The organism is Nocardia sp. NPDC050697 (assembly GCF_040654395.1).
Lineage (GTDB): Bacteria > Actinomycetota > Actinomycetes > Mycobacteriales > Mycobacteriaceae > Nocardia.
Window position 1 is genome coordinate 482,584 of record NZ_JBFAHY010000002.1, and the last position, 21,866, is coordinate 504,449.

The 21,866-nt window shown below is 71.6% G+C and carries 20 protein-coding genes and 3 pseudogenes; 11 read left to right on the forward strand and 12 right to left on the reverse strand.

Going from position 1 to position 21,866, the window contains the following annotated elements; genetic code table 11:
* Window positions 1-2: 2 nt before the first annotated feature.
* The 8 genes and pseudogenes from AB0H71_RS09765 to AB0H71_RS09800 form a co-directional block, all read right to left on the reverse strand.
* Entirely contained in the window at window positions 3-470 is a 468-nt protein-coding gene (locus AB0H71_RS09765) for a universal stress protein (RefSeq protein ID WP_357017324.1), read from the reverse strand.
* 30 nt (window positions 471-500) lie between these two features.
* The gene (locus AB0H71_RS09770) at window positions 501-1,553 is read right to left on the reverse strand and encodes an MSMEG_0565 family glycosyltransferase (protein ID WP_357017327.1); all 1,053 of its coding nucleotides are present in this window, start codon (window positions 1,551-1,553) and stop codon (window positions 501-503) included.
* Window positions 1,553-2,401 carry a carbon-nitrogen hydrolase family protein gene (locus AB0H71_RS09775; protein WP_357017330.1) on the reverse strand — a complete coding sequence of 283 codons (849 nt, stop codon included), beginning with the start codon at window positions 2,399-2,401 and terminating at the stop codon, window positions 1,553-1,555. The genes AB0H71_RS09770 and AB0H71_RS09775 overlap by 1 nt, the downstream gene beginning before the upstream one ends.
* An 8-nt stretch (window positions 2,402-2,409) precedes the next feature.
* Window positions 2,410-3,693: an MSMEG_0569 family flavin-dependent oxidoreductase gene (locus AB0H71_RS09780; protein ID WP_357017333.1), complete on the reverse strand. Its 1,284-nt coding sequence runs from the start codon at window positions 3,691-3,693 to the stop codon at window positions 2,410-2,412.
* Complete coding sequence (locus AB0H71_RS09785) at window positions 3,686-4,588, reverse strand: carbon-nitrogen hydrolase family protein (RefSeq protein WP_357017336.1); 903 nt, start codon at window positions 4,586-4,588, stop codon at window positions 3,686-3,688. The genes AB0H71_RS09780 and AB0H71_RS09785 overlap by 8 nt, the downstream gene beginning before the upstream one ends.
* Window positions 4,585-6,006 carry an MSMEG_0567/sll0787 family protein gene (locus AB0H71_RS09790; RefSeq protein WP_357018470.1) on the reverse strand — a complete coding sequence of 474 codons (1,422 nt, stop codon included), beginning with the start codon at window positions 6,004-6,006 and terminating at the stop codon, window positions 4,585-4,587. Before AB0H71_RS09790 ends, AB0H71_RS09785 begins: the two co-directional genes overlap by 4 nt.
* A 37-nt stretch (window positions 6,007-6,043) precedes the next feature.
* Window positions 6,044-7,100 (reverse strand): annotated as a pseudogene (locus tag AB0H71_RS09795) (MSMEG_0568 family radical SAM protein).
* A gap of 8 nt (window positions 7,101-7,108) precedes the next feature.
* On the reverse strand, window positions 7,109-7,648 hold the full coding sequence (locus tag AB0H71_RS09800) for an MSMEG_0572/Sll0783 family nitrogen starvation response protein (protein ID WP_157103992.1): 540 nt from the start codon (window positions 7,646-7,648) through the stop codon (window positions 7,109-7,111).
* Window positions 7,649-7,975: 327 nt separating this feature from the next.
* Here AB0H71_RS09800 and AB0H71_RS09805 point away from each other — a divergent pair, with 327 nt between their 5' ends.
* From AB0H71_RS09805 to AB0H71_RS09815, 3 genes are all read left to right on the forward strand, one after another.
* Window positions 7,976-9,127 (forward strand): glycoside hydrolase family 3 N-terminal domain-containing protein, encoded by a 1,152-nt coding sequence (locus tag AB0H71_RS09805; RefSeq protein WP_357017338.1) that lies wholly within the window; start codon window positions 7,976-7,978, stop codon window positions 9,125-9,127.
* A gap of 90 nt (window positions 9,128-9,217) precedes the next feature.
* Window positions 9,218-9,817, forward strand: coding sequence for a TetR/AcrR family transcriptional regulator (locus AB0H71_RS09810; RefSeq protein ID WP_357017340.1), 600 nt, complete (start codon window positions 9,218-9,220; stop codon window positions 9,815-9,817).
* 8 nt (window positions 9,818-9,825) lie between these two features.
* Window positions 9,826-10,965, forward strand: a complete 1,140-nt coding sequence (locus tag AB0H71_RS09815) for a DUF5685 family protein (protein WP_357017343.1) — start codon at window positions 9,826-9,828, stop codon at window positions 10,963-10,965.
* 108 nt (window positions 10,966-11,073) lie between these two features.
* Here the strand turns inward: AB0H71_RS09815 and AB0H71_RS09820 are convergent, their stop codons facing one another.
* Both AB0H71_RS09820 and AB0H71_RS09825 read right to left on the reverse strand, forming a co-directional pair.
* Window positions 11,074-11,946: a MaoC/PaaZ C-terminal domain-containing protein gene (locus tag AB0H71_RS09820; RefSeq protein ID WP_357018473.1), complete on the reverse strand. Its 873-nt coding sequence runs from the start codon at window positions 11,944-11,946 to the stop codon at window positions 11,074-11,076.
* Window positions 11,947-11,948: 2 nt separating this feature from the next.
* The gene (locus AB0H71_RS09825) at window positions 11,949-13,313 is read right to left on the reverse strand and encodes a 3-oxoacyl-ACP reductase (RefSeq protein WP_357017346.1); all 1,365 of its coding nucleotides are present in this window, start codon (window positions 13,311-13,313) and stop codon (window positions 11,949-11,951) included.
* A 107-nt stretch (window positions 13,314-13,420) separates the two neighbouring features.
* On the opposite strand from AB0H71_RS09825, the gene AB0H71_RS09830 reads away from it, so the two are divergent.
* The 3 genes and pseudogenes from AB0H71_RS09830 to AB0H71_RS09840 form a co-directional block, all read left to right on the forward strand.
* A complete protein-coding gene (locus AB0H71_RS09830) occupies window positions 13,421-14,719 on the forward strand; it encodes an acetyl-CoA C-acetyltransferase (RefSeq protein WP_357017348.1) in 1,299 nt (432 codons plus the stop codon).
* 130 nt (window positions 14,720-14,849) lie between these two features.
* Window positions 14,850-15,035 (forward strand): annotated as a pseudogene (locus AB0H71_RS09835) (hypothetical protein); the annotation flags it as partial.
* A 269-nt stretch (window positions 15,036-15,304) separates the two neighbouring features.
* Window positions 15,305-15,496: pseudogene (locus AB0H71_RS09840) on the forward strand (hypothetical protein); the annotation flags it as partial.
* Between the two features lie 36 nt (window positions 15,497-15,532).
* Here the strand turns inward: AB0H71_RS09840 and gnd are convergent.
* Complete coding sequence (gene gnd / locus AB0H71_RS09845) at window positions 15,533-16,561, reverse strand: phosphogluconate dehydrogenase (NAD(+)-dependent, decarboxylating) (protein WP_357017351.1); 1,029 nt, start codon at window positions 16,559-16,561, stop codon at window positions 15,533-15,535.
* A 1,169-nt stretch (window positions 16,562-17,730) separates the two neighbouring features.
* Here gnd and AB0H71_RS09850 point away from each other — a divergent pair.
* From AB0H71_RS09850 to AB0H71_RS09860, 3 genes are all read left to right on the forward strand, one after another.
* Window positions 17,731-19,680: a VanW family protein gene (locus AB0H71_RS09850; RefSeq protein WP_357017354.1), complete on the forward strand. Its 1,950-nt coding sequence runs from the start codon at window positions 17,731-17,733 to the stop codon at window positions 19,678-19,680.
* Between the two features lie 295 nt (window positions 19,681-19,975).
* Window positions 19,976-20,305: a hypothetical protein gene (locus tag AB0H71_RS09855; protein ID WP_357017357.1), complete on the forward strand. Its 330-nt coding sequence runs from the start codon at window positions 19,976-19,978 to the stop codon at window positions 20,303-20,305.
* A gap of 271 nt (window positions 20,306-20,576) precedes the next feature.
* Complete coding sequence (locus tag AB0H71_RS09860; RefSeq protein WP_357017360.1) at window positions 20,577-20,819, forward strand: hypothetical protein; 243 nt, start codon at window positions 20,577-20,579, stop codon at window positions 20,817-20,819.
* A gap of 40 nt (window positions 20,820-20,859) precedes the next feature.
* Here the strand turns inward: AB0H71_RS09860 and AB0H71_RS09865 are convergent, their stop codons facing one another.
* Window positions 20,860-21,120, reverse strand: coding sequence for a helix-turn-helix transcriptional regulator (locus tag AB0H71_RS09865; protein ID WP_357017363.1), 261 nt, complete (start codon window positions 21,118-21,120; stop codon window positions 20,860-20,862).
* Window positions 21,121-21,354: 234 nt separating this feature from the next.
* Here AB0H71_RS09865 and AB0H71_RS09870 point away from each other — a divergent pair, with 234 nt between their 5' ends.
* Complete coding sequence (locus tag AB0H71_RS09870) at window positions 21,355-21,486, forward strand: hypothetical protein (RefSeq protein WP_357017366.1); 132 nt, start codon at window positions 21,355-21,357, stop codon at window positions 21,484-21,486.
* 128 nt (window positions 21,487-21,614) lie between these two features.
* Window positions 21,615-21,866 carry a hypothetical protein gene (locus AB0H71_RS09875; protein ID WP_357017369.1) on the forward strand — a complete coding sequence of 84 codons (252 nt, stop codon included), beginning with the start codon at window positions 21,615-21,617 and terminating at the stop codon, window positions 21,864-21,866.

Here is a 21,866-nt window from a genome sequence, read left to right on the forward strand (position 1 = left end):
GGTCACCGCCCCGGTGGGACCAGCAACACAGGGCGGTGGCAGTGCCTGAGCACGGCGTCGGCGACGCTGCTGCGCAGCAGCGCGCGCAGCCCGGTGGAGCCGCGGGTGCCCGCCACGATGATGTCGACGTCGAGCTCGTCGGCGCACTCCACGATGGCGTTCCAGATGGTGGTGCCGCACTCCTCGGTGCGCGCCTCGGCATTCAGCCCGGCGAGCTCGGCCAGGTGCAGCCCCTCGGCATTGACCGCCCTGGCCTCCCGGTAGGCGATGTCCTCGATCTCGTCCTCCGGCACCCACTCCGGCTGCATGACGCCGGAGAGCCCGGAGAGCCGCGCGGCCTGGCGCACCATGGGTTCCCACGCCGTGAGCACGACCGCCCGCTCGGCGCTGAGGAAGCGGCCCGCGTAGGTGATGGCGCGCTTGGCGTTCTCGGAACCGTCGTAGGCGATGAGCATCCGATCGCAGGGCACGGGGACCTCCCGGTGTTTGTGTGATCCAGATTACATCGACGGCACCAGCTCGCGGTAGAACGCCAGGTGCGCCGCGGCGGCGGCCGCCCAGTCGTAGCTCCGGGCCAGCGCGCGCCCGGCCGCCCGCCGCTCCGGCGATGGCTCGCGCGCCTGATCGAGCAGCACGGCCGCCTCGGCGGCGTCCCGCGCGTAGGTGACCGCGGCACCGAACACCTCCCGCAATACCGGCAGCTCGCGGGCGACCACCGGAACCCCGGCCGCCAGCGCCTCCATGGCCGCCAGCCCGAATCCCTCCTTGGTGGAGAGGAACCCGAGCACCTCGGCCCCCGCCACCAGCCCGGGCAGCTCGTCGTGCGGCACCGGCCCGAGTACCAGCGGCTCGACCCCGAGTTCCGCGGCGCGCCGGTCGAACTCGGCCCGGTACGCCCGGTAGTCGAAGAGCGTCTCGCCCCCGGCGAACACCAGCCGCGGGCCCGCGGGCATGCGCGCGAACGCCTCGAGCAGATCGATACTCCCCTTGCGCGGCTCGATCCCGCCGACGGCGAGCACGTACCGCCCGAGCCGCCGATCCGGCACCGCCGCGGCGAAGCGCCCGTACTCCACCCCGTTCGGAATCACCGTCGGCGTCAGCCCCCACCCCGCCCGCACCTCGTCGGCCACCGCGCGGGAGACGCAGATCCGGGCGTACGGCTCCACCACCGCGCGCTCGTGGCAGCGCACCAGCTCCGGCGTGCTGAAGGTGTCCAGGTGGTGGATGGTGCGCACGCAGCGCCCGACGGCATTGGCGGTGATGCAGTCCTGGGCGTGCACCACGTCGTACCCGGCCGGGTCGAAGGCGCCGCGCAGCACCGCGATCGAGCGCAGGATCCGCGCCCCGACGCCCTCGCCCTCGCGCGCCGCGAGCGGCACCACCTCGACCCGCACCCCCGGCCGCACCGGCCGGAAGAACGCCTGGTCACCACCGCGCCCGAGGGTCCAGACGGTGACCTCGGCCCCGGCGTCGGCGAGCGCCTCGGCGAGGTTCAGGGTGTGCACGACCCCGCCGCGCGGCTTGGTCGAGTAGGTGAGCAGCGCGACCCGCATCAGAATGCCTTCTCCCAGAGCAGGTTCGGATAGCTCCCCACCCGCCGCTCGGCCAGGTGGTGCAGCACCCGGCGGGCCCGCTCCACCTCGCCGGCCACGTCGATGTCGGCCACCGCGAGCCCGCCCTTGGACCAGGTCTTGGCCAGCACGTCGCCGCCCGGCCCGACCACCTTGGCCTGCCCGAGGAAGCGCAGGTTCCCGGTGACCCCGGTCTGGTTCGACGACACCAGCACCACCTGGTTCTCCGCCGCCCGCGCCTGGTCGTAGAGGTCGAAGAGCCGGGCCTGGCGGTCGTTCGGCAGCCGGGAGGCGCGGTCGGTGACGCTGGCCGGCCAGGCGGAGAGCGCCGCGATGAGCTGCGCCCCGTCCAGTGCCAGCGTGCGCGCCGCCTCCGGGAAGGTCTTGTCGTAGTCGATGAGCATCCCCATCCGCCCGACCGGGGTGTCGAAGGCGTGGAAGCCGTCGCCGGGGGCGTAGGCCAGGTGCTCGCCGGCGGGCTGGTGCACCTTGCGGTGCCTGCCGAGGATGCCGTCGCCGGTCAGGCAGACGGCGGCGTTGTACCTGCGCTCGCCGTCGCGCTCGGCGTAGCCGACGCAGATGGTCATGTGCCGCGCCATCTCCCGGATTCGGCGCAGCTCGGGGCCGTCCGGGTCGATGGCCTCCGGGCCGGTCGCCGGGTCCGGGTTGCGCAGGTCGCCGATGTAGCCGCCGAGCGTGGCGTCCGGCAGGACGAGCAGCTCGACGCGCTGGGCGTGCAGCCGCTCGACGATGCCGTGGAGCTTCTCCAGCGCGCGGCCGATATCGGCGCCGAAATGCCCGGCGAGCGCGGCGATCCTGGTGGTCGGCACGGTGCGCCTCAGGCCGCGGCGGTGGTGGTGGCGGCGACGACGATCCGCTCGGCCAGGTACTCGGCATCCCGCGCGATCGCCGCGAACCGCCCCGACCCCCAGGTGTGCAGCCAGGGCAGCCCGACGAAGTAGAGCCCGGGCGAGGTGGTGACGCCGCGGTTGTGGCACGGGTGCCCCTCGCCGTCGAAGACCCCCGCGCGCAGCCAGCGGTAATCGGTGCGGAACCCCACCGACCACACCACCGCCGAGATCCCGGCCGCGCGCAGGTCGAGCGCGGTGCGCTCGTGCTCCGGCCGCCACACCGGGGTGTAGCGCGGCTCGATCGGCGCGTCGATGCCCGCGCGGTCGATATAGCCGTCGATGGCGTTCTTGATGCCGTCGGCCACCGCGTCGGCGGCGTCGAGGGAGCGCTCCAGCGTGCTGTCGAAGCGGGCGGTGCCGTCCGGGTCGAGCCCGATCATCCGGCCGTAGAGCGCCATGCCCTCCAGCGCGAAGCGGCGCAGGTCGATATCGCGGCCGCCGTCCCGCCCGGTGACGTAGTGGTTGGTGTTCTCCCGCTTGCCGATGCCGCCGGGCTGGTCCTCGATCGGGACGTCGTAGTGCCCCATGTCGTGCAGCCAGGCCACGCAGTCGCGGCCCCGGTAGAAGCGGGCGACCCGGGGCGCGTTGCCGACCGCCAGGTGCACCTCGCGTCCCGCCAGGTGCAGGTCCTCGGCGATCTGCGCGCCGGACTGCCCGGTGCCGACCACCAGCACCGCCCCCGCGGGCAGCGCCGCCGGGCTGCGGTACTCGGCCGAGTGCAGCTGGGTGATCGCCGCGGGCAGCCGCTCGGCGAACCGCGGGATGGTCGGCACGTGGTAGCCGCCGGTCGCGACCACCACCTGGTTCGCGTGGAAGCTGCCCGCCGCGGTCTCCAGGTCGTAGCCGCCGCGCGGCGCCCTGGTCACCGCGTGCACCCCGGCGTGCTCCAGCACCGGCGCGCCGAAGCTGTCGGCGTAGCCGCGGACGAAGCGGTACACCTCGTCGCGGGCCATGAAGCCGTCCGGGTCGGGACCGTCGTAGGCGTAGCCGGGGAGCACGCACTGCCAGTTCGGGGTGACCAGGGTGAAGTTGTCCCAGCGGCCGTCGCGCCACTCGTGCGCGACGGTGTCGCGCTCCAGCAGCAGGTGGTCGATGCCGCGGCGGGTCAGGTGCCAGCTCACCGCGAGCCCGGCCTGGCCCGCGCCGACCACGATCACCTCGTGCTGCCGCACCCGCGGCGGGCAGAGCGTGGGGGCGAGCTGCTCAGACATGGACGGCCAGCCGTCCGGTGACGCCGTGCTCGCGCACCACGCTGTGGTACAGCTCCGGCCGCCGGTCGCGCAGGTTGTACATGCCGCCGCCGCGCGCCCGCTCCAGCGCCTCGGCCACGTCGACGGTGGCGGTCGCCAGCCCGGGGTGCACGCCGGTGGTGGCCAGGATCTCGCCGCCCGGCCCGGCGATCTTCGCGCTGCACACGAAGCGCAGCGAGCCGAAGGTGCCCGCCTGGTTGGAGGCGACCCAGACCAGCTGGTTCTCCACCGCGCGGGCCCGGTCGAAGATGTCGAAGCGGTGCAGCCAGCGGTCGTCCTCCAGGTTCGCCACCGTCGCGGTGCGCGCGGTGGGCCAGGCGGAGAGCGAGGTGACGATCTCGGCGCCGTCCAGCGCCAGCGCCCGCGCGGCCTCGGGGAAGGCCTTGTCGTAGCAGATCTGCATCCCCATCCGGCCGACCGGCGTATCGAAGGCGCGGTACTCCGAACCCGCGCTGTAGCAGAGGTTCTCGCCGAGCGGCTGGTGCACCTTGCGGTAGCTGCCGAGCACGCCGTCGCCGTACAGCGTCACCGCGGCGTTGTACCTGGTGTCGCCGTCGGCCTCGCAGAACCCGAGCGTGATCACCAGGTCGCCGGCGATCTCGGCGACCCGGCGCAGCTCGGGGCCGTCCAGCTCCAGCGCGGGCGGCAGGCTGCGCAGGCGGCGCTCCCTGGCCTCCGCGCTCTCGTCGCCGCCGCCGAGGCTGGGCAGGTAGCCGCCGAGGCAGGCCTCGGGCAGCACGAGCAGGCTGCTGCCGCGTGCCCGCGCCGTGTCGGCGAGTTCGGCGATGGTGCGGTAGCAGGTCTCCAGGTCGCGGCCGAATTCGGCGGCCGCCACCGAGATGGTGATGTCGTTCATGATTCTCCCAATCCAGTGACGGTGCCTGGCACCGCCGATGTCGTCGCGCCGTCCGGCCAGCGCAGCCGCACCCCGGCGCCGGGGAGCAGCCGTCCGCAGACGGCGGAGCGGGCGGGGCCGGTGGCGGGGGCGGGGGTGCCGGGCCGATCGGCGGTGAGCACGGCGAAGCCGGGGAAGCAGGTGAGCCAGGCGCCGAGCGCGGCGCCCGCGGGCCGCGGAATCCGGGCGACCTCCAGCTCCGCGCCGAGCCCGCTCGCCTCGGCGAGCATCCCGGTGGTGCCCGCGATGCCCGCCATGCTGACGTCCTTCGCCGCGGCCGGTGCGGCCCAGGCGACCACCCGGTTCAGCGCGCGCAGCTCCGCGCCGGTGCGCCGGGAGGTCGAATCCCACTGTCTGCCGTGGTATCCGGGGCGCCAGCCGCCCTCGGTGTCGGCGGTGAGCCGGAGTTCGTGGCCGGGCCGGCCGCCGCCGCCCGGCACCGGTTTCGCGGTGCGGCCGAGCGCGGTCACCGCGAGCGCCGCCGGGACGCCGAGCTGGGTGTGGCCGCCGAGCACCGGGACGTCCCACGCGGTCGCCGCGGCGGCGAGGCCGCGCATGATGGCGGTGAGCGTCGCCCGGGTCGGGGCGGCGACGGCGTCGAGCAGGCCGACCGGTTCGGCGCCCATGGCGGCGAGGTCGTTGAGGTTGACCAGCACCGCGCACCAGCCCGCCCACTCCGGGTCGCGCTCGGCCATGGACGGGAGGATGGCGTCGCAGGCGGCGATCAGGTCGCTGCCCGGCACCGGGGCGCCGTCGTCGCCGCGGAAGCCGGTGCCGCCGAGGTTCGTCGCGCTGTCGAGCGGGGCCAGGACGTCGGCGAGCAGCGCTTTCGTAGAGTTGGTGAGCCGTTCCACGCGGTCGATGGGCCAGCGCATGGCGACGTGCGGGCGGCCGTTGATCGCGGTGGTGCCCAGGCGTTCCCAGCCGAGGCGGGCGAAGAGTTTCGCGTGCGCGGCTTGGACGGTGGCCTCGAAGCGGAGGACGTCGGCGGTCTCGGCGTGTGCGCAGGCGGCGTTGACCAGGGCAGCGCCGACGCCCGCGGTGCGCAGTCGGGGGTGCACCACCAGGCGGCTGCCGGTCCACCAGCCGATATCGGGGTCGGTGGCGGGGGCCAGCCGGACGCCGCCCAGGACGGTGCCGTCCGTGGCCTTGGCGACCAGCACGATGGTGCGCGGGTCGTCGTCCAGGTCGTCGCGATCCGAGCCGGTGAACAGGCCCTGGTCGTGGACGAAGGCTTCGCGGCGCAGGGTCCGGTAGGCGAGTAGGTCGGCTCGGTCGGCGGGGTGGATCAGGAACGGGTCGGGCGCCGGGCCGGTGAGCACGCTGAAGTCGGGCGCGTTGGCCGGGTGCTGCCCGGTGAGCAGGTCGCTCCAGCTCATCGCGCGGCCCGCTACGCGGTCGGAGACGGCGGTCATCTCACCCACCCGCGTTCTGCAGGAGACTGCACGCCCCGCAGGCGGCAGCCCGCCGCTTGCCCGGACCCCCGCATCCCCGCGGCCGCCAGCAGCGCCCCGACCCGCACGGTCACTTCCCGCACCAGCTCGGCCGGCGGCGCGACCGCCCGGTCGACCTCCACCGCGAGCGTCCCGGCCAGCGGCCGGAAGGGGACGACGAACGGGTACACCCCGAGCTCGATGAGCTCGGCCGCCCCCGCCACCAGCTCGTCCGGATCCTCACCCAGCCCGACCAGCAGATACGTCGAGACCTGGTTGCGGCCGAAGACCCGGACCGCCTCGGCCCAGGCGGCCCGGTACTCGGCCAGCGGCACCGTCGCCTTGCCCGGCATCCAGCGGGCGCGCACCGCGTCGTCCAGCGACTCCACGTGGATGCCGATGGCATCGGCTCCCGCCGCGCGCAGCTCGGTGAGCGTCGCCAGGTCGCCGGGCGGTTCGCACTGCACCTGGATCGCCAGCTCCGGCACCGCCGCCTTCACCGCCCGCACACAGCGGGCCAGGTGCCGCGCCCCGCGGTCCCTGGCCGCCGAGGTGCCGGTGGTCATCACCAGCTGCCGCACCCCGTCCAGCCGCACCGCGGCCGCCGCGACCTCGGCCAGCTGCTCCGGCCGCTTCACCGCGATCGTGTCGCCCGCGGCCAGCGACGCCTCGATGGCGCAGAACCGGCAGCGCTGCTCCGCCCCGTACCGGATGCAGGTCTGCACCACGGTGGTGGCGAGCACGTCCTTGCCGTGCAGCCGCGCGATCTTGTCGTAGCCCACGCCGTCGGCGGTGCGCAGGTCGTAGAAGGCGGGCCTGCGCACCGGCTCGACCTCGAGCCCCAGATCGGCGCCGTCCAGCAGCAACCTGTTGTCCCGCACCAGATACGGGCTGTCCGAGCGCAGCGGGATCGCCGCGCCGACACCGCCGATGAGCACGTGGCCGTCGTCGCTCGGCCCGGCCCCCGCGCGCCGCGAGACCGGCGCGTCGACGCGAACCCCCAGCAGCGCCAGATCGATCCGGGTGGACAGATTGCTCATCGCAGGCCCTACAGCTGGTAGGTGGAGTTGATGATGGCGCCCTTGCGGGCGTAGTGGATCAGCGCGTCCTGCACGTCCAGCGGATGCGCCGGAATCACGCCCTCGATCAGGTCCTCCTCGCGCGCACCGTGCAGCGCGAGCCCGAACCGGCAGGCGAACACCTTGCCGCCCTCCTTGATGAAGGTCGCCAGCGCGTCGTTGATGTTCTGCTCGCCCGGGAAGCCGCTGTCCCCCGTGGTCGGGAAGCCGCGGGTGGCAATGGCGTTGATCGCGCCCGGCCCGTAGAAGTAGATGGCCGACTCGAACCCCTTGCGCAGCGCCCGCGTGGCCTGCAGGATCGCCACGAAGCTCACCGAGGATTCGTGCGCGATGCCGTGCACCAGCGTGAAGTAGGTCTCGCCCGCCTCGGCTTTGTAATCCGGGAAGATCTTGGTGGCGCCGTAGATATTGCTGCCCTTCGGCAGCGCCGGGTGCGGAATCTCCGCCAGCGAGGCGGCGATATTCGCCTCGATGGCCTTGTCGATATCGGTGGTGGTGGGTGCGGACACCGGGACTCCTCGGGGAATAGTGCGGGTCGGGATGACATCGAGTACACGAGCGCGGCATTGCCGAATGGTTACGTCGGGAACAAGTGCCGATTGCCGCTATCTCACCGCCACACGGAGCCTCGGAGGTTAGTAATTGCGCTGCACAGCAACGCTTCTCGTGCATCCCCGCCCGTAGGGCGTGACCACCGCCGACCCGCGGGAAACGACCGCGAAACACCGGCCCCGGCCCCGGCGGACTCGAATGTCACGCCCGCGCCCCCGCGCGAAACGTCCCCGAAATCCACCCGCCGCGGGCCGTGGCGGCACTCCCCACTACCGTGGACCCCCATGCGGAGACCACTGCTCCTTCTCGCCCTCGTCGCCGCGGTCACCACCGCCTGCGCGAGCGGCGACGTCACCCGCACCGCCACCGAGACCACCACCTCCGTCGCGCCCCCGGCGCCCCCGGCGGCCACCACCGTCGCCCGCGACTGCGGTAAGGAGTTCCTCGCCACCCTGAGCACCAGGCAGAAGCTGGCCCAGCTGCTCACCGTCGGCGTCACCGACGCGGCGGACGCGGCCAACGTGGTGCGCACCGAGCAGGTCGGCGGCATCTTCATCGGCGGCTGGACCGACCGCGCGCTGCTCGCGGGCGGGCAGATCAAGCCGGTCAAGGCGGCATCGCCGATCCCGCTCATGGTCACCATCGACGAGGAGGGCGGCCGCGTCTCCCGGGTGAAGGACCTCATCGGCGTGGCGCCGTCCTCCCGCGTGGTCGCGCAGACCATGAGCCCGGACGAGTTCTACACCGCCTCGGTGCAGCGCCTCACCAAGCTGCGCGACCTCGGCGTCACCGTGAACTTCGCCCCCGACGTCGACGTGAGCAGCCAGCCGGACGACTCGGTGATCGGCGACCGCTCGTTCTCCGCCGATCCGGAGACCGTCACCGCCTACGCCGACGCCTACATCCGCGCGCTGCACGAGACCGGCGTCGGCGGCGTGCTCAAGCACTTCCCCGGCCACGGCTCCGGCTCCGGCGATTCGCACACCGGCGCCGTGCGCACCCCGCCCTTCGCCCAGCTGCAGGCCAGCGACCTGGTGCCGTTCCGCGCCCTGGTCGGCTCCGGCCTCGGCGTCATGATCGGCCACCTGGACGTGCCCGGGCTGACCACCGCGAACGTCCCCGCCAGCATCAGCCCCGAGGTGATGGCGCTGCTGCGCAACGGCACCGGCTACGGCGCCGCCCCGTTCACCGGCCCGATCTTCACCGACGACCTCGGCGGCATGGCCGCCATCACCGACCGGATGTCGATCGAGGACGCCGTCGAGGCCGCCCTGGTCGCCGGCGCCGACAATGCCCTGTGGATCAGCACCGACGCCGTCCCCTCGGTGCTGGACCGGCTGGAGCAGGCCGTCACCGCGGGAACGCTCCCGATTTCCCGGGTCGATGCCTCGGTGCTCCGCATGGCCGCCTACAAGGGCGCGCTCCCGGCCTGCTGAGCGCGCCCGGCGAATGCTGGGCTATTCCGGGTTCGCGCGAACTTACCTTGGAGTAATATAGGAGCCTCACCATGCGGTAGGAGAGAGTGGATGGCGGGCGGAACGAAGCGGCTCCCTCGGGCGGTACGGGAGCAGCAGATGCTGGACGCCGCGGTCGAGGTGTTCTCGCGGAAGGGCTTCCACGACACCTCGATGGATGCCATCGCCGCCGAGGCGAAGATCTCCAAGCCCATGCTCTACCTCTACTACGGCTCCAAGGACGAGCTCTTCCGCGCCTGCATCCAGCGCGAGGGGCTGCGCTTCATCGAGTCGGTCGTGCCCGCGGGAAATCCTCAGCTCACTCCGCACGAGCAGCTCCGCACCGCGCTCGAGGGCTTTCTCGGCTTCGTCGACAGCAACCGCAAGTCCTGGCAGGTGCTCTACCGGCAGGCGATCGGGCAGGAGTCCTTCGCCTCCGAGATCGAGAACGCCAGGGAACGGGTTATCGAACTCACCGCGAAACTGCTCGAATCCAGTGCCAGGTATGCCGAACCCGGCACCAACTTCGATATCGTCGCCGCAGCCGTGATCGGTGCGGGCGAGGCCATCGCCGACCGCGTCGCCGGGGGCCGCATCGAGGTCGCCGAGGCCGTCGACCTCCTCGACGACCTGGCCTGGCGCGGCCTGGCGGGCCGCAAGAAGTCCGAGTAGAGGTTGCGATGTTCGGAGTCCTCACGCCGTGTCCGCACGGCGCGGTCAGACACGGGATAGCTCCCGGCGAGTGGTACGCCCAGCTCTGCGGCCTCTGCCTCGGGCTGCGCGACGAGCACGGCCAGCTGGCGAGGACCGCGACCAATACCGACGCCATGGCGCTCACCGTGCTCACCGAGGCGCAGTCCGGGGTCGCTCCGGTGCGCACCGGGGTCGGGCCGTGCGCGCTGCGCGGTATGCGGAAGGCCGAGGTGGCTGTGTCGCCGGGGGTGCGGCTGGCGAGCACCGCCTCGCTGCTGCTCGGCTCGGCCAAGCTGGAGGACCACGTCCGCGACGGTGATATCCGGCGCGGTGCCCGGCGGCCGGTCGCCGCGGTCTCGAATCGCTGGGCGAAGCGGGCCGCCGCGCAGGCGGGGTCGATCGGGTTGGATATCGGGCCGATGGTCGCGGCCATCGCCGAACAGGGCCGGCTGGAGGCACACTCGCAGCTCACCCTGGAGGATCTGCTGGCGCCCAGCGCCTTCTGCGCGGGCGAGCTCGTCGCGCACACCGCCGTGCTGGCGGGCAAGCCGGAGAACGCCGAAGCGCTGCGCGCCGCGGGCAGGCACTTCGGCGCGCTGGCACACCTCGCCGACGCCGTCGAGGACCTCGACGACGACCTCGCCGCGGGCAAGTTCAACCCGCTCGCCGCCACCGGAACCAGCCGCGTCGAGGCGTACCGCGCTATGCGCGAGGCCGAGCGCGGCCTGCACACCGCCGTCACCGACGCCGGCCTCGACACCACCCCGGCGGTGCGCTGGGTGCTGCTCGACCCGCTGGAGGGGCTGCTGCACCGCCTCGGCCACGAACTCGGCGTGCTGCACGCCAAGCGGGCGCCCCGGCACAACCCGGTCGCGGTCTTCCCCGAGGCGCCCGGCCAGAAGCCCAACCTCCTCGAGGGCATCGGCCTGCTCTTCCAATACCCCTCGGGCTACGCCTGTTTCGCCTCGCACCGGCGCCCGTGCAGCGGCGAGCGCAAGGACTCCTGGCTCTCCCGCATGGACTGCGGGGACTGCGGCGACGGCTGCGAGTGCTGCGACTGCAGCAACTGCTGCTGCGACTGCGATTGCTGCGACTGCGGCGACTGCGGCTGCGGCTGCGACTGCTGACCAGGCCGCTCCCCGCCGCCCCGGCCGCTTCGCACCGACCGCGAAGGGCCGCACCTCCCCCTGGAGGTGCGGCCCTTCGTCTCTCGCCGCCCGGACCGGCGGCGAAACTCAGCGCAGGGTGCCGGTCAGGTGCGGATACCCCTTCTTCGGGTGCCGCAGGGCGAGATCCCACCCGCCCTCCGCCCGGTCGGCGTAGACGTTCACCGACGAGGGCAGCAGGATCGGCTTCCCGAACTTCACCGCGTACGCCACCTTGCCCGGCACCCGCCCCTCGACCGCACCGAGGATCTTGGCCGCCGACCACATGCCGTGCGCGATCGGGCGCGGGAACCCGAATGCCTTGGCGCCGAGCGCCGAGACGTGGATCGGGTTGCGGTCACCGGAGGCGGCCGCGTACCGGTTGATCTGCTGCTGATCCGGCCGCCAGGTGAGCAGCGGCGGCGGCGGGACCTCGTCCGGCTTCGGCTCGGCCTTCGGCCCGCCGGAGAGCGAGGTGCGCTGCTGGTGCAGGAAGGTCGTGACCTGCCGCCAGACCAGCTCGCGCCCCACCCGGAGCTCGCTGATCGCGTCGACCAGCAGCCCCTTCGGGTGCTCGCGCAGGTTCTCGATGTGCGCGGTGACGTCGAGCGGCTCGGCGACCGAGATGTCCCTGGTCCGCTCGATCAGGTTCTCCGCGTGCACCGCGCCGACCGCGACGAACGGGAAGTCGCGCGCCACCACCAGCTGCATCACCACCGGGAAGGTGAGGATGAACGGGTAGGTCAGCGGCAGCGCGTCGCTGAAGCGCAGCCCGGTGGCCCGGCAGTACGCGGCGAGGTGCTCCGGATCGACCCGGAGGCCGTCCAGCTTGATCGCGCGGTCCGGGATATTCGAGCTGCGCTTGCCCAGTGGCACCGTGCCGAGCGCCGCCTTCAGGTAGAGGCTGCCGTTCGACTTCGGCTGGTCCAGGGTGATCACGTGGGTCCCTTTGCTCACGGGCACCGTCACGCCCCGATCATGGCCTGGCCGCAGACGCGGAGGATATTGCCGTTCACCGCGTTCGAGGCCGGGCCGGCGAAGTAGGCGATGGCCTCCGCGACGTCGACGGTCTGGCCGCCCTGCAGCAGCGAGCTGAGCAGCCGCCCGCCCTCGCGGGTGGCGACCGGGATGGCCGCGGTCATGGCGGTCTCGATGAAGCCGGGCGCCACCGCGTTGATGGTGATGCCCTTCTCCGCCAGCTTCGGCGCCTCGGCGTTCACCATGCCGATCACGCCGGCCTTGGAGGCGCCGTAGTTGGTCTGGCCGCGGTTGCCCGCGATGCCGGCGATCGAGGAGACATCGATCACCCGGCCGCCCTCGGCGAGCGCGCCCTTCGCCACCAGCCCCTCGGTGATCCGGTGCGGCGCCGCGAGGTTCACGTTGATGACGGCGTTCCAGCGGCCCTCGTCCATATTGGCGAGCAGCTTGTCCCTGGTGATGCCGGCGTTGTGCACGATGATGTCGAGCTTGCCGAAGCGGCCGGTGACGAACTCGGCCAGCTTCTCGGCGGCATCCGGCGCGGTGACGTCCAGCGCCAGCGCGGTGCCGCCGACCTTGTTGGCGGTCTGCGAGAGCGCCTCGCCCGCGGCCGGGATGTCGGCCACGATCACGGTGGCGCCGTCCCGCGCGAAGACCTCGGCGATGGTCGCGCCGATACCGCGCGCCGCACCGGTGACCACGGCGATCTTGCCCGCCAGCGGCCGATCCCAGTCCAGCCCGGTGACCGCGGCGTCGTCCTTGCCCACCCGGATGACCTGCCCGTCCACGAAGGCGGACTTGGCGGAGAGCACGAAGCGCAGCGTCGACTCCAGCCCGGTCGCGGCCGGGGATGCCTCCGGGTGCAGGTAGACCAGCTGGGCGGTGCCGCCGCGGAGCAGTTCCTTGCCGACGCTGCGGGTGAAGCCCTCCAGCGCGCGCTGCGCGATCTGCTCGTCGGCCGAAGCGGTCAACTCCGGGGTGGTGCCGACGACGAGCACCCGGCCGGACGGCGCGATGCTGCGCATGGCCGGCTGGAAGAACTCGAAGAGCTGCGACAGCTCCTCCACGGTGCCGATGCCGGTGGCGTCGAAGACCAGCGCGCCGTACTTGGTGCCCTGGGCGAGCGTGTCGGCGAAGGTGTAGTCGGTGAGCAGCGCGCGGATCGGCTCGGCTACCCGGCCCTTGCCGCCGAGCAGCACCGGGCCCGGCAGCGCCGGCTCACCCTGCTGGTAGCGGCGCAGCGCCTCCGGCTGCGGCAGCCCGAGCTTCCCCGCCAGGAACTTGCCGGGGCCGGAGTGGACGAAGGAGCCGTAGAGGTTGGGCGCACCTTTGGCGGCAGAGGACTTGGCCACTGTTCCTACCTATTCTCTCGGGTGTCGGCGTGTTTGGCTGCTGTTCGACAAATAACTTACTCCAGAGTAAGTTTAGTGTAAACACCGACCACCCCGGGGAGACTCGAGTGACCACCTCAGCCAAGAACACGTCCACGCGCCCGGTCGCGATCGTGGGCGGCAACCGCATTCCGTTTGCCCGTTCCGACAAGGCTTACGCGCACGCTTCGAACCAGGACATGTTCACCGCCGCGCTGGACGGGCTGGTCAGCCGGTTCGGGTTGCAGGGCGAGCGGCTCGGCATGGTGGCGGGCGGCGCGGTGCTCAAGCGGGTCGGCGAGCACAGCCTGATCCGGGAGAGCGTGCTCGGCAGCACCCTCTCCCCGTACACCCCCGCGCACGACCTGCAGCTCGCCTGCGGCACCGGTCTGCAGGCCGTGGTCACCGTCGGCGACGCCATCGCGCTCGGCCGCATCGAGGCCGGCATCGGCGGCGGCACCGACACCACCTCGGATGCCCCCATCGGCGTCAGCGAGGGGCTGCGCGAGTGGATGCTCGACATCAACCGCGCCAAGACCGGCAAGGACCGCGCCAAGCTCGTCGGCCAGCTGCGCCCCGGCATGGTCGGCATCGAGATCCCGCGCAATGCCGAGCCGCGCACCGGCCTCTCCATGGGCGAGCACGCCGCCATCACGGCGAAGGAGTTCGGCATCGCCCGCGAGGCGCAGGACGAGCTCGCGTACCTCTCGCACCGGAACATGGCCGCCGCCTACGACCGCGGCTTCTTCGACGACCTCATCACCCCCTTCCTCGGCCTGACCAGGGACGACAACCTGCGCCCCGGCTCCACCGTCGAGAAGCTGGCCACCCTGAAGCCGGTCTTCGGCGTCAAGGCGGGCGGCGCCACCATGACCGCGGGCAACTCCACCCCGCTCACCGACGGCGCCTCCGCCGTGCTGCTCTCCAGCGAGGAGTGGGCCGCCGAGCGCAACCTGCCCGTCCTCGCGCACCTGGTGGACAGCGAGGTCGCCGCCGTCGACTACATCCACGGCCCCGACGGCCTGCTCATGGCCCCCACCTACGCCGTGCCCCGGCTACTCGCCCGCAACGGCCTGACCCTGCAGGACTTCGACTACTACGAGATCCACGAGGCGTTCGCCTCCGTGGTGCTCTGCACCCTCGCGGCCTGGGAGTCGGACGCCTACTGCAAGGAGCGGCTCGGCCTCGACGGTGCGCTCGGTTCCATCGACCGCAGCAAGCTGAACGTCAACGGCTCCTCGCTCGCCGCCGGGCATCCCTTCGCCGCCACCGGCGGGCGGATCGTGGCCTCTACCGCCAAGTTGCTCGCGGAGAACGGTGGGGGCCGGGCGCTGGTCTCCATCTGTGCTGCCGGTGGGCAGGGGGTCGTGGCGATCATCGAGCGCTAGCTCATCGCCTTTCTCGTTGCGGCACTCGGGTTCTCGCCCGGGTGCCGTTTTCGTTCCTCGGCCCGCCTGGCACGATGCTCCCTCGGTATCACTGATTAATCATTGACATACCGCAGAGGACACGACGCGTGGCTACACCCGGTTCTACGATCCCGGCGGGGAATACATCGCGAGCTACCCGGCGACCCCGAGCAATCCGCGCCGCCGAATGGCCGACCTCCGCGTCGCCTTGAAGCGGGCCGGTCTGCTGATGCCGCCGCCGAGCAAGAAGGAACTCCGCGCGCTGCGGCGGGCGAACAGCACGGAGGAGGCATGACGATGTGGGCAGTCACATTGCGCTACCGGTCGGCCGGTGACCCCGAGGTCCTGGAGAGCTGGGCTGACGCGCTGGAAGCGTTCGATGCCGCCACCGCTGTCGAGCGAGGAGCGGGGGTCACGCTCACGCTGTACGTCGACACCACCGACCCGATCGCGGCAGCGAGCGAAGCGGCCGCTCTGGCCGCGCCGGTCACCGCCGAGACTCCCATCGGCGTCGCCGTCACCGATGAGGACGCACACCTCGAAGCCGCGTACCGCGCCAACCTCCCCGACCTCGTCTCGGCTCCCGACGTCGCCGTCCGGCTCGGCGTCTCCCGCCAGCGGGTCCACCAGCTGCAGAGCGCACCAGGCTTCCCTGCCCCGCTCTACCGCCTCCGAACCGGCCCGGTCTGGGACGCCGTCGCCATCGCCGCCTTCGCGAAGACCTGGGATCGTCGCCCCGGTCGCCCGAGCGGTACCAGGGCGAGCTGAGAGCGGTCAGCGGAACCGCCGGAATCACCCTCCGGCCAACTCCTCATGCCCCCCGAACGCCTTCCGCATAGCGGAAAGCACCTTGTCCGCATACTGCGCCTCCCCCCGCGAGGAGAACCGCGCGAACAACGCCGAGGCCAGCACCGGGACCGGAACACCGGTATCGATCGCGGCATCGAGGGTCCACCGCCCCTCCCCGGAATCGGAGACCCGCCCCCCGAACGCGTCCAGATTCGGATCGCCGTGCAACTCCGCGGCGGTGAGATCGAGTAACCAGGAGGCGACGACAGACCCGCGCCGCCACACCTCCGTGATCTCCGGCACGTCCAGGTCATACCGGTACAGCTCGGGCCGCTCCAGCGGCGTCTCCTCGGCGGAGAACTCCCCGGCCTCGGTGGCCCCGAGGTTCGCCCGGTGCAGGATGTTCAGCCCTTCGGCGTACGCCGCCATGGCCCCGTACTCGATCCCGTTGTGCACCATCTTCACGAAGTGCCCCGCCCCGGCCGGACCGCAGTGCAGGTACCCCTGCTCGGCGGGCGCGGGCGCACCGGTGCGCCCCGGCGTCCGCTCGGCGGTCTCGAAACCGGGCGCGATCGACTTCAGCAGCGGGTCCAGGTGCGCGACCGCCTCCGCCTCACCGCCGATCATCAGGCAGAACCCGCGGGTGCGGCCGAAGACCCCGCCCGAGGTGCCGATATCCACGTAGTGCAGCCCGAGCGGCCGCAGCTTGGCGGCCCGCACGATGTCCTCGTGATACCGGCTGTTGCCCCCGTCGATGACGATGTCACCCGGCTCCAGCAGCTCGGCGACCTGGTCGATGACCGCGCTCGTCGCACCGGCCGGGATCATCACCCACACCACCCGCGGCGCCTCCAGCGCACCGACGAAGTCGGCCAACTCGGTGGTCCCGACGAAGTCGGCACCGAGCTCGCCGGTGAGCGCCTCGATGTTGCTGCCTTGCTTGTCGAGGCCGACGGCGGTGTGCCCGTCCGCGACGACCCGGCGGACGATGTTCGCCCCCATCCGGCCGAGGCCGATCATTCCCAGCTGCATGCCGTTCCACTCCTCGTTCGTCGGTGCCGAAGTCCGCGCTGCGACCACCACCGGGGCCGTGGCCTCGATTCTTCCGCGCGGGGGCGGGAACTCGCACGCCGGTGTGATCGAGCGGAACCCGAAGAAATTTCGCGCCGGGGTGTAACGCCCCGTGTGGGGTGCCGATATGCAGGTGGGCTCCGCGTAGTTGCCAGACCCCCGACCCGGCAACTGCGCGGAGCCCTTCGGCGTGTCGGCCACCGGCGTTGCGGGTGATTTGCCACCGCTCGCCCGTGCTGCTGACGTCGGGGTGGCCCATTATCGTGGGCGAGGACCCGCGCCGTGCGGGGCCCACAAGTGCATCCCAGCGGGGAGGACCGTTCGTGACCGACGAGTCGAGTTCGGGGCGGCGCGACCGCCGTTCCGGGACCGAAGTGGGGTTGCGCAGGCTCCTCGAAGGTACCCAGGTGCCCGATCCGGGTGCTCCCTCCGCTCCGGTGTCACCCACCGATCAATACCCGACCGAGCAGTTCGCCAACCCTCGGAATCCGACGCAGGTGCCGCGCGGGCGGGTCGACGGCCCGCCGATCGCCGGGGAACCGGAGACCGAGGAGCTGGAGGCGTGGAATCCGCGGGCTTCCACGCAGCCCGTGCAGGGCCCGCGGCGTGGGGCGCCGGTGCGGAGTGCCGGGGCCGGGTTCGCCTTCTGGGGGGAGCCGGAGGGGGCCGGTGGGGCGGACGGTGCTGGTAGGCCCGGCGCTCGTGGTGACGGTGGCTCCGCCGCAGGTGGTCGTCCGCAGGGCGCCGAGGCTGCGGGCCTGCGTTCGCACGGCGGTGCACAGCCCGAGAACGGCCCGCGCTTCGATGCCGGTTCTTACGCGGACGGTACCCATCCGGACAGTGGTCTTCGCGCAGGCGGTGGTCCTTTTGCGGACGGCTCTCGCGCAAGCAGCAGCCCGCGCGCGGGCGATGGCTTCCGCGCGGAGGCCGGTGCTTACAAGGGCGGCCCTCGCAGAGACAACAGCCCGCGCGCGGGCGGCGGCCTTCGCGCGGACGCGAGTCCCTACACGGACGCTCCGCGCGCGGAGGGTGGTCCTCGAGACGGTGGTCTTCGCGCGGATTCGGGTCCCTACGCGGACGGCTCGCGCACCGATGGTGGTCCTCGTGCAGACGGTGGTCTCCGCTCGGAGGTGGGTCTCTACGCAGACGGTCCGCGTGCGGACGGTGGCCCGCGCGCGGACGGCAATCCCCGCGCGAACAGCGCGCTTCGCGCCGATGCCGGCCCTCACGCGGACACCCGCCCGCGCCCGGGCGAAGCCCGCCCCACCTCGCCCCGCCCCGCCCCGGGCAACAACCGCCCGGGCGCCCCCACCCGCTCCCGCACCCCCAACCAGCGCCCCCCGCGCAACGGCCAAACCCCCAAAACGTTCACCGACTTCCTGAAGTCCAACGCCGCCCGCAAAGCGGGCGTAGCCGCCGGCGCGGTACTGGCCGTCGCCGCCCTCGCCTACGCGGCGGACTGGTTCCTCTCCTCCGGCCAGGTCCCCCGCGGCACCGTCGTCGCGGGCATCGACGTCGGCGGCATGGACACCGCCAAGGCCGACGTCGTCCTCCGCTCCCGCTTCGAGGCCCGCTCCACCCAGCCGCTCGACTTGACCATCGCCGACGTCCGCGAGCAGATCGTGCCCGCCGAAGCCGGCCTGGAGATCGACTGGGACGGCACCTGGGCCCGGGTCGGCGACCAACCGGCGAACCCGTTCACCCGCCTCGCCTCCTTCTTCACCACCCGCGAGGTCCCCATGGCCACCGCCGTGGACGAGGCCGCCCTCGACCGCACTTTCACCGAGATCCGGGTCCACGACATCCCGACCGTCGAGGGCACCATCCGCTTCGAGGGCACCCGCCCGATCGGCGTCCCTCCGGTCCAGGGCCGGGTGCTCGACGGCGCAGGCGCCCGCGACACCCTGCTCGCCGGCTGGGTCACCGCCCAGACCCTCGACCTCCCCGTCATGCCCGCCCCCCTCACCGTCCGGCCCGAAGCCGTCGACGAGACCCTGCGCGCCTTCGCGCAGCCGGCCGTCGGCGCCCCCATCCACTTCAAGGGCCGCGACGGCGACGCCGAACTCACCCCCGCCCAGACCGCCACCGTCCTCACCTTCGCCCCGGACGGCTCCGGCGGCCTCGCCCCGGTCTTCGACGTGCCCGCGCTCACCGGCCTGCTCGCCCCGCAGCTGGCCAAGTCCGAGGTGGAGCCGAAGGACGCCTCGTTCGCCGTCGGCGGCGGCACCGCCAGGGTGGTCCCCGGCATCGTGGGCGAGAAGGTGAACTGGCCCAAGACCCTCGAGCAGCTCGCCGCCCTCGCAGTCGCCTCCGGCCAGGGCCGCACCGGCCAGGCGGTGTACGAGAAGGTCGAGCCGAAACTCACGACGCAGGCCGCCGAGGCACTGCGCATCGTCGAGCCGGTCGGCCAATTCACCACCAGCGGCTTCAGCGGCCCCTCCGGCGTGAATATCCGCACCGTCGCCGCGAAGGTGAACGGCGCCGTAGTGAAACCCGGAGACACCTTCTCGCTCAATGAATTCACCGGCCCCCGCGGCGCCGCCGAGGGCTATGTGGAATCCGGCATCATCGACCACGGCAGGCCGAGCACCGCCGTCGGCGGCGGCATCAGCCAGTTCGCCACCACCCTCTACAACGCCGCGTACTTCGCCGGAATGGAGGACGCGGGCCACACCGAGCACAGCTACTACATCTCCCGCTACCCCGCCGCCCGCGAAGCCACCGTCTTCGACGGCGCCATCGATCTGCAATTCCGCAACAACACCGAAAACGGTATCTATATCGAAACTCTCGCGGGCGGCTCGGATATCACCGTCCGCCTCTGGGGCACCAAGACCGTGAACGTCGAATCCATCACCGGCGACCGCAGCAAGCCCACCGAGCCGACCACCGTCACCCTCCCCGAGGGCAAGGACTGCATCGCCTCCGCCGGCGCCCCCGGCTTCACCATCTCCGACACCCGCATCATTCGCGATGCCAAGACTGGTCAGGAGATCTCCCGGCACACCCGTACCGTGAAGTACGACCCGGTTCCCGTGGTCAAGTGTGAGAAGAAGGACGAGGACAAAGAGGGGGAGTAGGGGATTTGCCGGGGGCCATGACTTATTGGGGCACGGTTCGCAGTGAACTCCGAGTTGGTTTGACTACCTGCTGCCCCCCGAATTCGGGGCGGAGCTGAAAAACCGCTGGTAGATCGATTTTCGAAGCTTTCGAAGAAGCCGGATTCATCGATCTGAAAGATTTCACTCCGAACCCTTGGTTACTGACCGGCAATCGACGGTTGAAGAGCTGGCGATTTTGTCGAAACTTCGTGGTAGAAAAGCTCGTCGCCCGCACACGGCGGGCGTTCAGGGCAACCTTCGAGGGGCACAGGACATGACCAAGATTCGTTCGTTCGGATTCGCTCTCGCCGCTGCGGCGGGCATCGCGATCGCGGGAAGCGGGATGGCGGCCGCGCAGGATGAGACCCCGGGCACCGGTTCGGCCGAGGCGCTGCCCGCGCTGATCGAACTCCTCTCCACCGGCTCGGCGGGCGCGGGTACCGGCGCCGGCACCGGGACCACGACCACGACCACGACCAGCACGGCCGCAGCCATTCAGGACGAGGAGCCCGGCACCGGCTCCGCCGAGGGCCTCCCCGCGCTCATCCAGGCGCTGATCACCGGCTCCGCGGGCACCGACACCCCGACGGGCGACGGCGAGTAGAACGCATACCCCGATCCCCGCCTGCCGCGGAGGGCCCCCACGGCAGGCGGTGGGCGATCATCCGGATGCCCCGCTCTCGATTCGAGAGCGGGGCATCCGCCGTTTGCCGCGAATGATCAGCTACCACTCGGAAGTAACCGATAGCAACGGACCTCGTGCGAACCACGCTGTAGCACCGCGACTTTGACACGCTTCGGGGCAACCGATGGGATATAACTACCCCGGATTCTTGCTCGGATTGAGCAGCGAGGACGTCAGGGGGATTGTGGTTGTGAAACGGATCGACTCGGTGGCGACGTTGCCGGTAGCCGAGAGTGCAGGGGTTGTGGTGACGCTCGGAACGGCGATCGGTGAAGAAGCAGCGCACCGAATTCAGCAGGGTGCCGGGACACTCTGCGACGTAGTACTGGCCTCATGGGTGGTCGGTGCGGACTCGGTGCAGGCGGTCATGGACTACGCCGACATTGTGCTCGGCGCGGTGATTCCGAACGGCAAAGATTCGCGCTGCGCCTGACGAAACGGCAACGAGTGGTCGAGTGGGCACAGGGGGATGGTCACTCGACCGGCGGCCGCTCGATATCTTTCATGGCCAGCGACACGAAGTCCCGCATCGGGATCTCCAGTGCCTGGCAGAGCGCGTGCAGTTGCTGCATATCCGGTGAGCGGTCGCCGTTCTCGAAGCGCTGGATCGTGCTGACGGCCAGCCCGGTCAGCTCCGCCAGCTGCTGACGGGTGAGCGCACGCCGCGCCCGCGCGGCTCGGAGCTCGTTCCCGACCGCACGATTGATACTGCCCACCGAATCATTAGCACCCATACGGACCATTCTGAGGTCCGAACGGCTACCTGGCAAACGCCGAGTCGAGGACGAGCTTCGCAACCTCACGCAAGTGGCCGACGTGACCGCAGCGTCCGCATGGAGTTGCAACAGGTCCATACGGACCATAATCTGCTCCGTATGGAGTGTTTGAGTGCATGGGTAGCGCAACGCGTCGCGATGCTACTTCGCGAGGCCGGGATGGAAGGTGTCGAGCTCGCCGAGCGTGCGCAGATGCCGGCTTCCGTGCTGCAAGATCGCCTGGAGCTACGCAGCCCCTTCCTGCTGGACGAGGTGGTCCGCATCGCCACGGCGCTCGGGCTGGAGCCCGCCGCCCTTGTTCCGCCGACGGATTCGACGCGGTGACGGCGCCCGCGCCCGGTTTCGGACATTTCGCAACCGGATCTTCCCAACATCGTTGTGATGCAAATCACTTGAGCTTTGAAGCGCCGTGTCCGGTGTTTAGCGATCGATCAGCTACCGCGATCTCGCACATGCTCGATCGCTTCCGGAGCGCTATCGGCCGTGAGGTCTGCTACAGCGCCCCCGGCTCGGGGCCGGGCGGCCCGACCGAGCGCGGAGTGGTGATCGCGGTGAACGACCGCGTCGTCTTCGTCGATTACGGCTACCCAAATCCAGTCCGGCCCGAACTGGGCAATGCGATTGCCACGCACCCGGCCAACCTGCGGTTCGGGACCGCCGCCGACGCCCACTGCCCGCGCTGCGCCCCGAGTACGGAGGTCTGA

Coding starts and splice junctions, on each gene's coding strand:
- AB0H71_RS09770 (WP_357017327.1), bottom strand. CDS start 1,553: ATGCGGGTCGCGCTGCTCACCTACTCGACCAAGCCGCGCGGCGGGGTC.
- AB0H71_RS09780 (WP_357017333.1), bottom strand. CDS start 3,693: ATGTCTGAGCAGCTCGCCCCCACGCTCTGCCCGCCGCGGGTGCGGCAG.
- AB0H71_RS09785 (WP_357017336.1), bottom strand. CDS start 4,588: ATGAACGACATCACCATCTCGGTGGCGGCCGCCGAATTCGGCCGCGAC.
- AB0H71_RS09790 (WP_357018470.1), bottom strand. CDS start 6,006: ATGAGCTGGAGCGACCTGCTCACCGGGCAGCACCCGGCCAACGCGCCC.
- AB0H71_RS09805 (WP_357017338.1), top strand. CDS start 7,976: ATGCGGAGACCACTGCTCCTTCTCGCCCTCGTCGCCGCGGTCACCACC.
- AB0H71_RS09810 (WP_357017340.1), top strand. CDS start 9,218: ATGGCGGGCGGAACGAAGCGGCTCCCTCGGGCGGTACGGGAGCAGCAG.
- AB0H71_RS09815 (WP_357017343.1), top strand. CDS start 9,826: ATGTTCGGAGTCCTCACGCCGTGTCCGCACGGCGCGGTCAGACACGGG.
- gnd (WP_357017351.1), bottom strand. CDS start 16,561: ATGCAGCTGGGAATGATCGGCCTCGGCCGGATGGGGGCGAACATCGTC.
- AB0H71_RS09855 (WP_357017357.1), top strand. CDS start 19,976: ATGACCAAGATTCGTTCGTTCGGATTCGCTCTCGCCGCTGCGGCGGGC.
- AB0H71_RS09865 (WP_357017363.1), bottom strand. CDS start 21,120: ATGGGTGCTAATGATTCGGTGGGCAGTATCAATCGTGCGGTCGGGAAC.
- AB0H71_RS09870 (WP_357017366.1), top strand. CDS start 21,355: ATGCCGGCTTCCGTGCTGCAAGATCGCCTGGAGCTACGCAGCCCCTTC.
- AB0H71_RS09875 (WP_357017369.1), top strand. CDS start 21,615: ATGCTCGATCGCTTCCGGAGCGCTATCGGCCGTGAGGTCTGCTACAGC.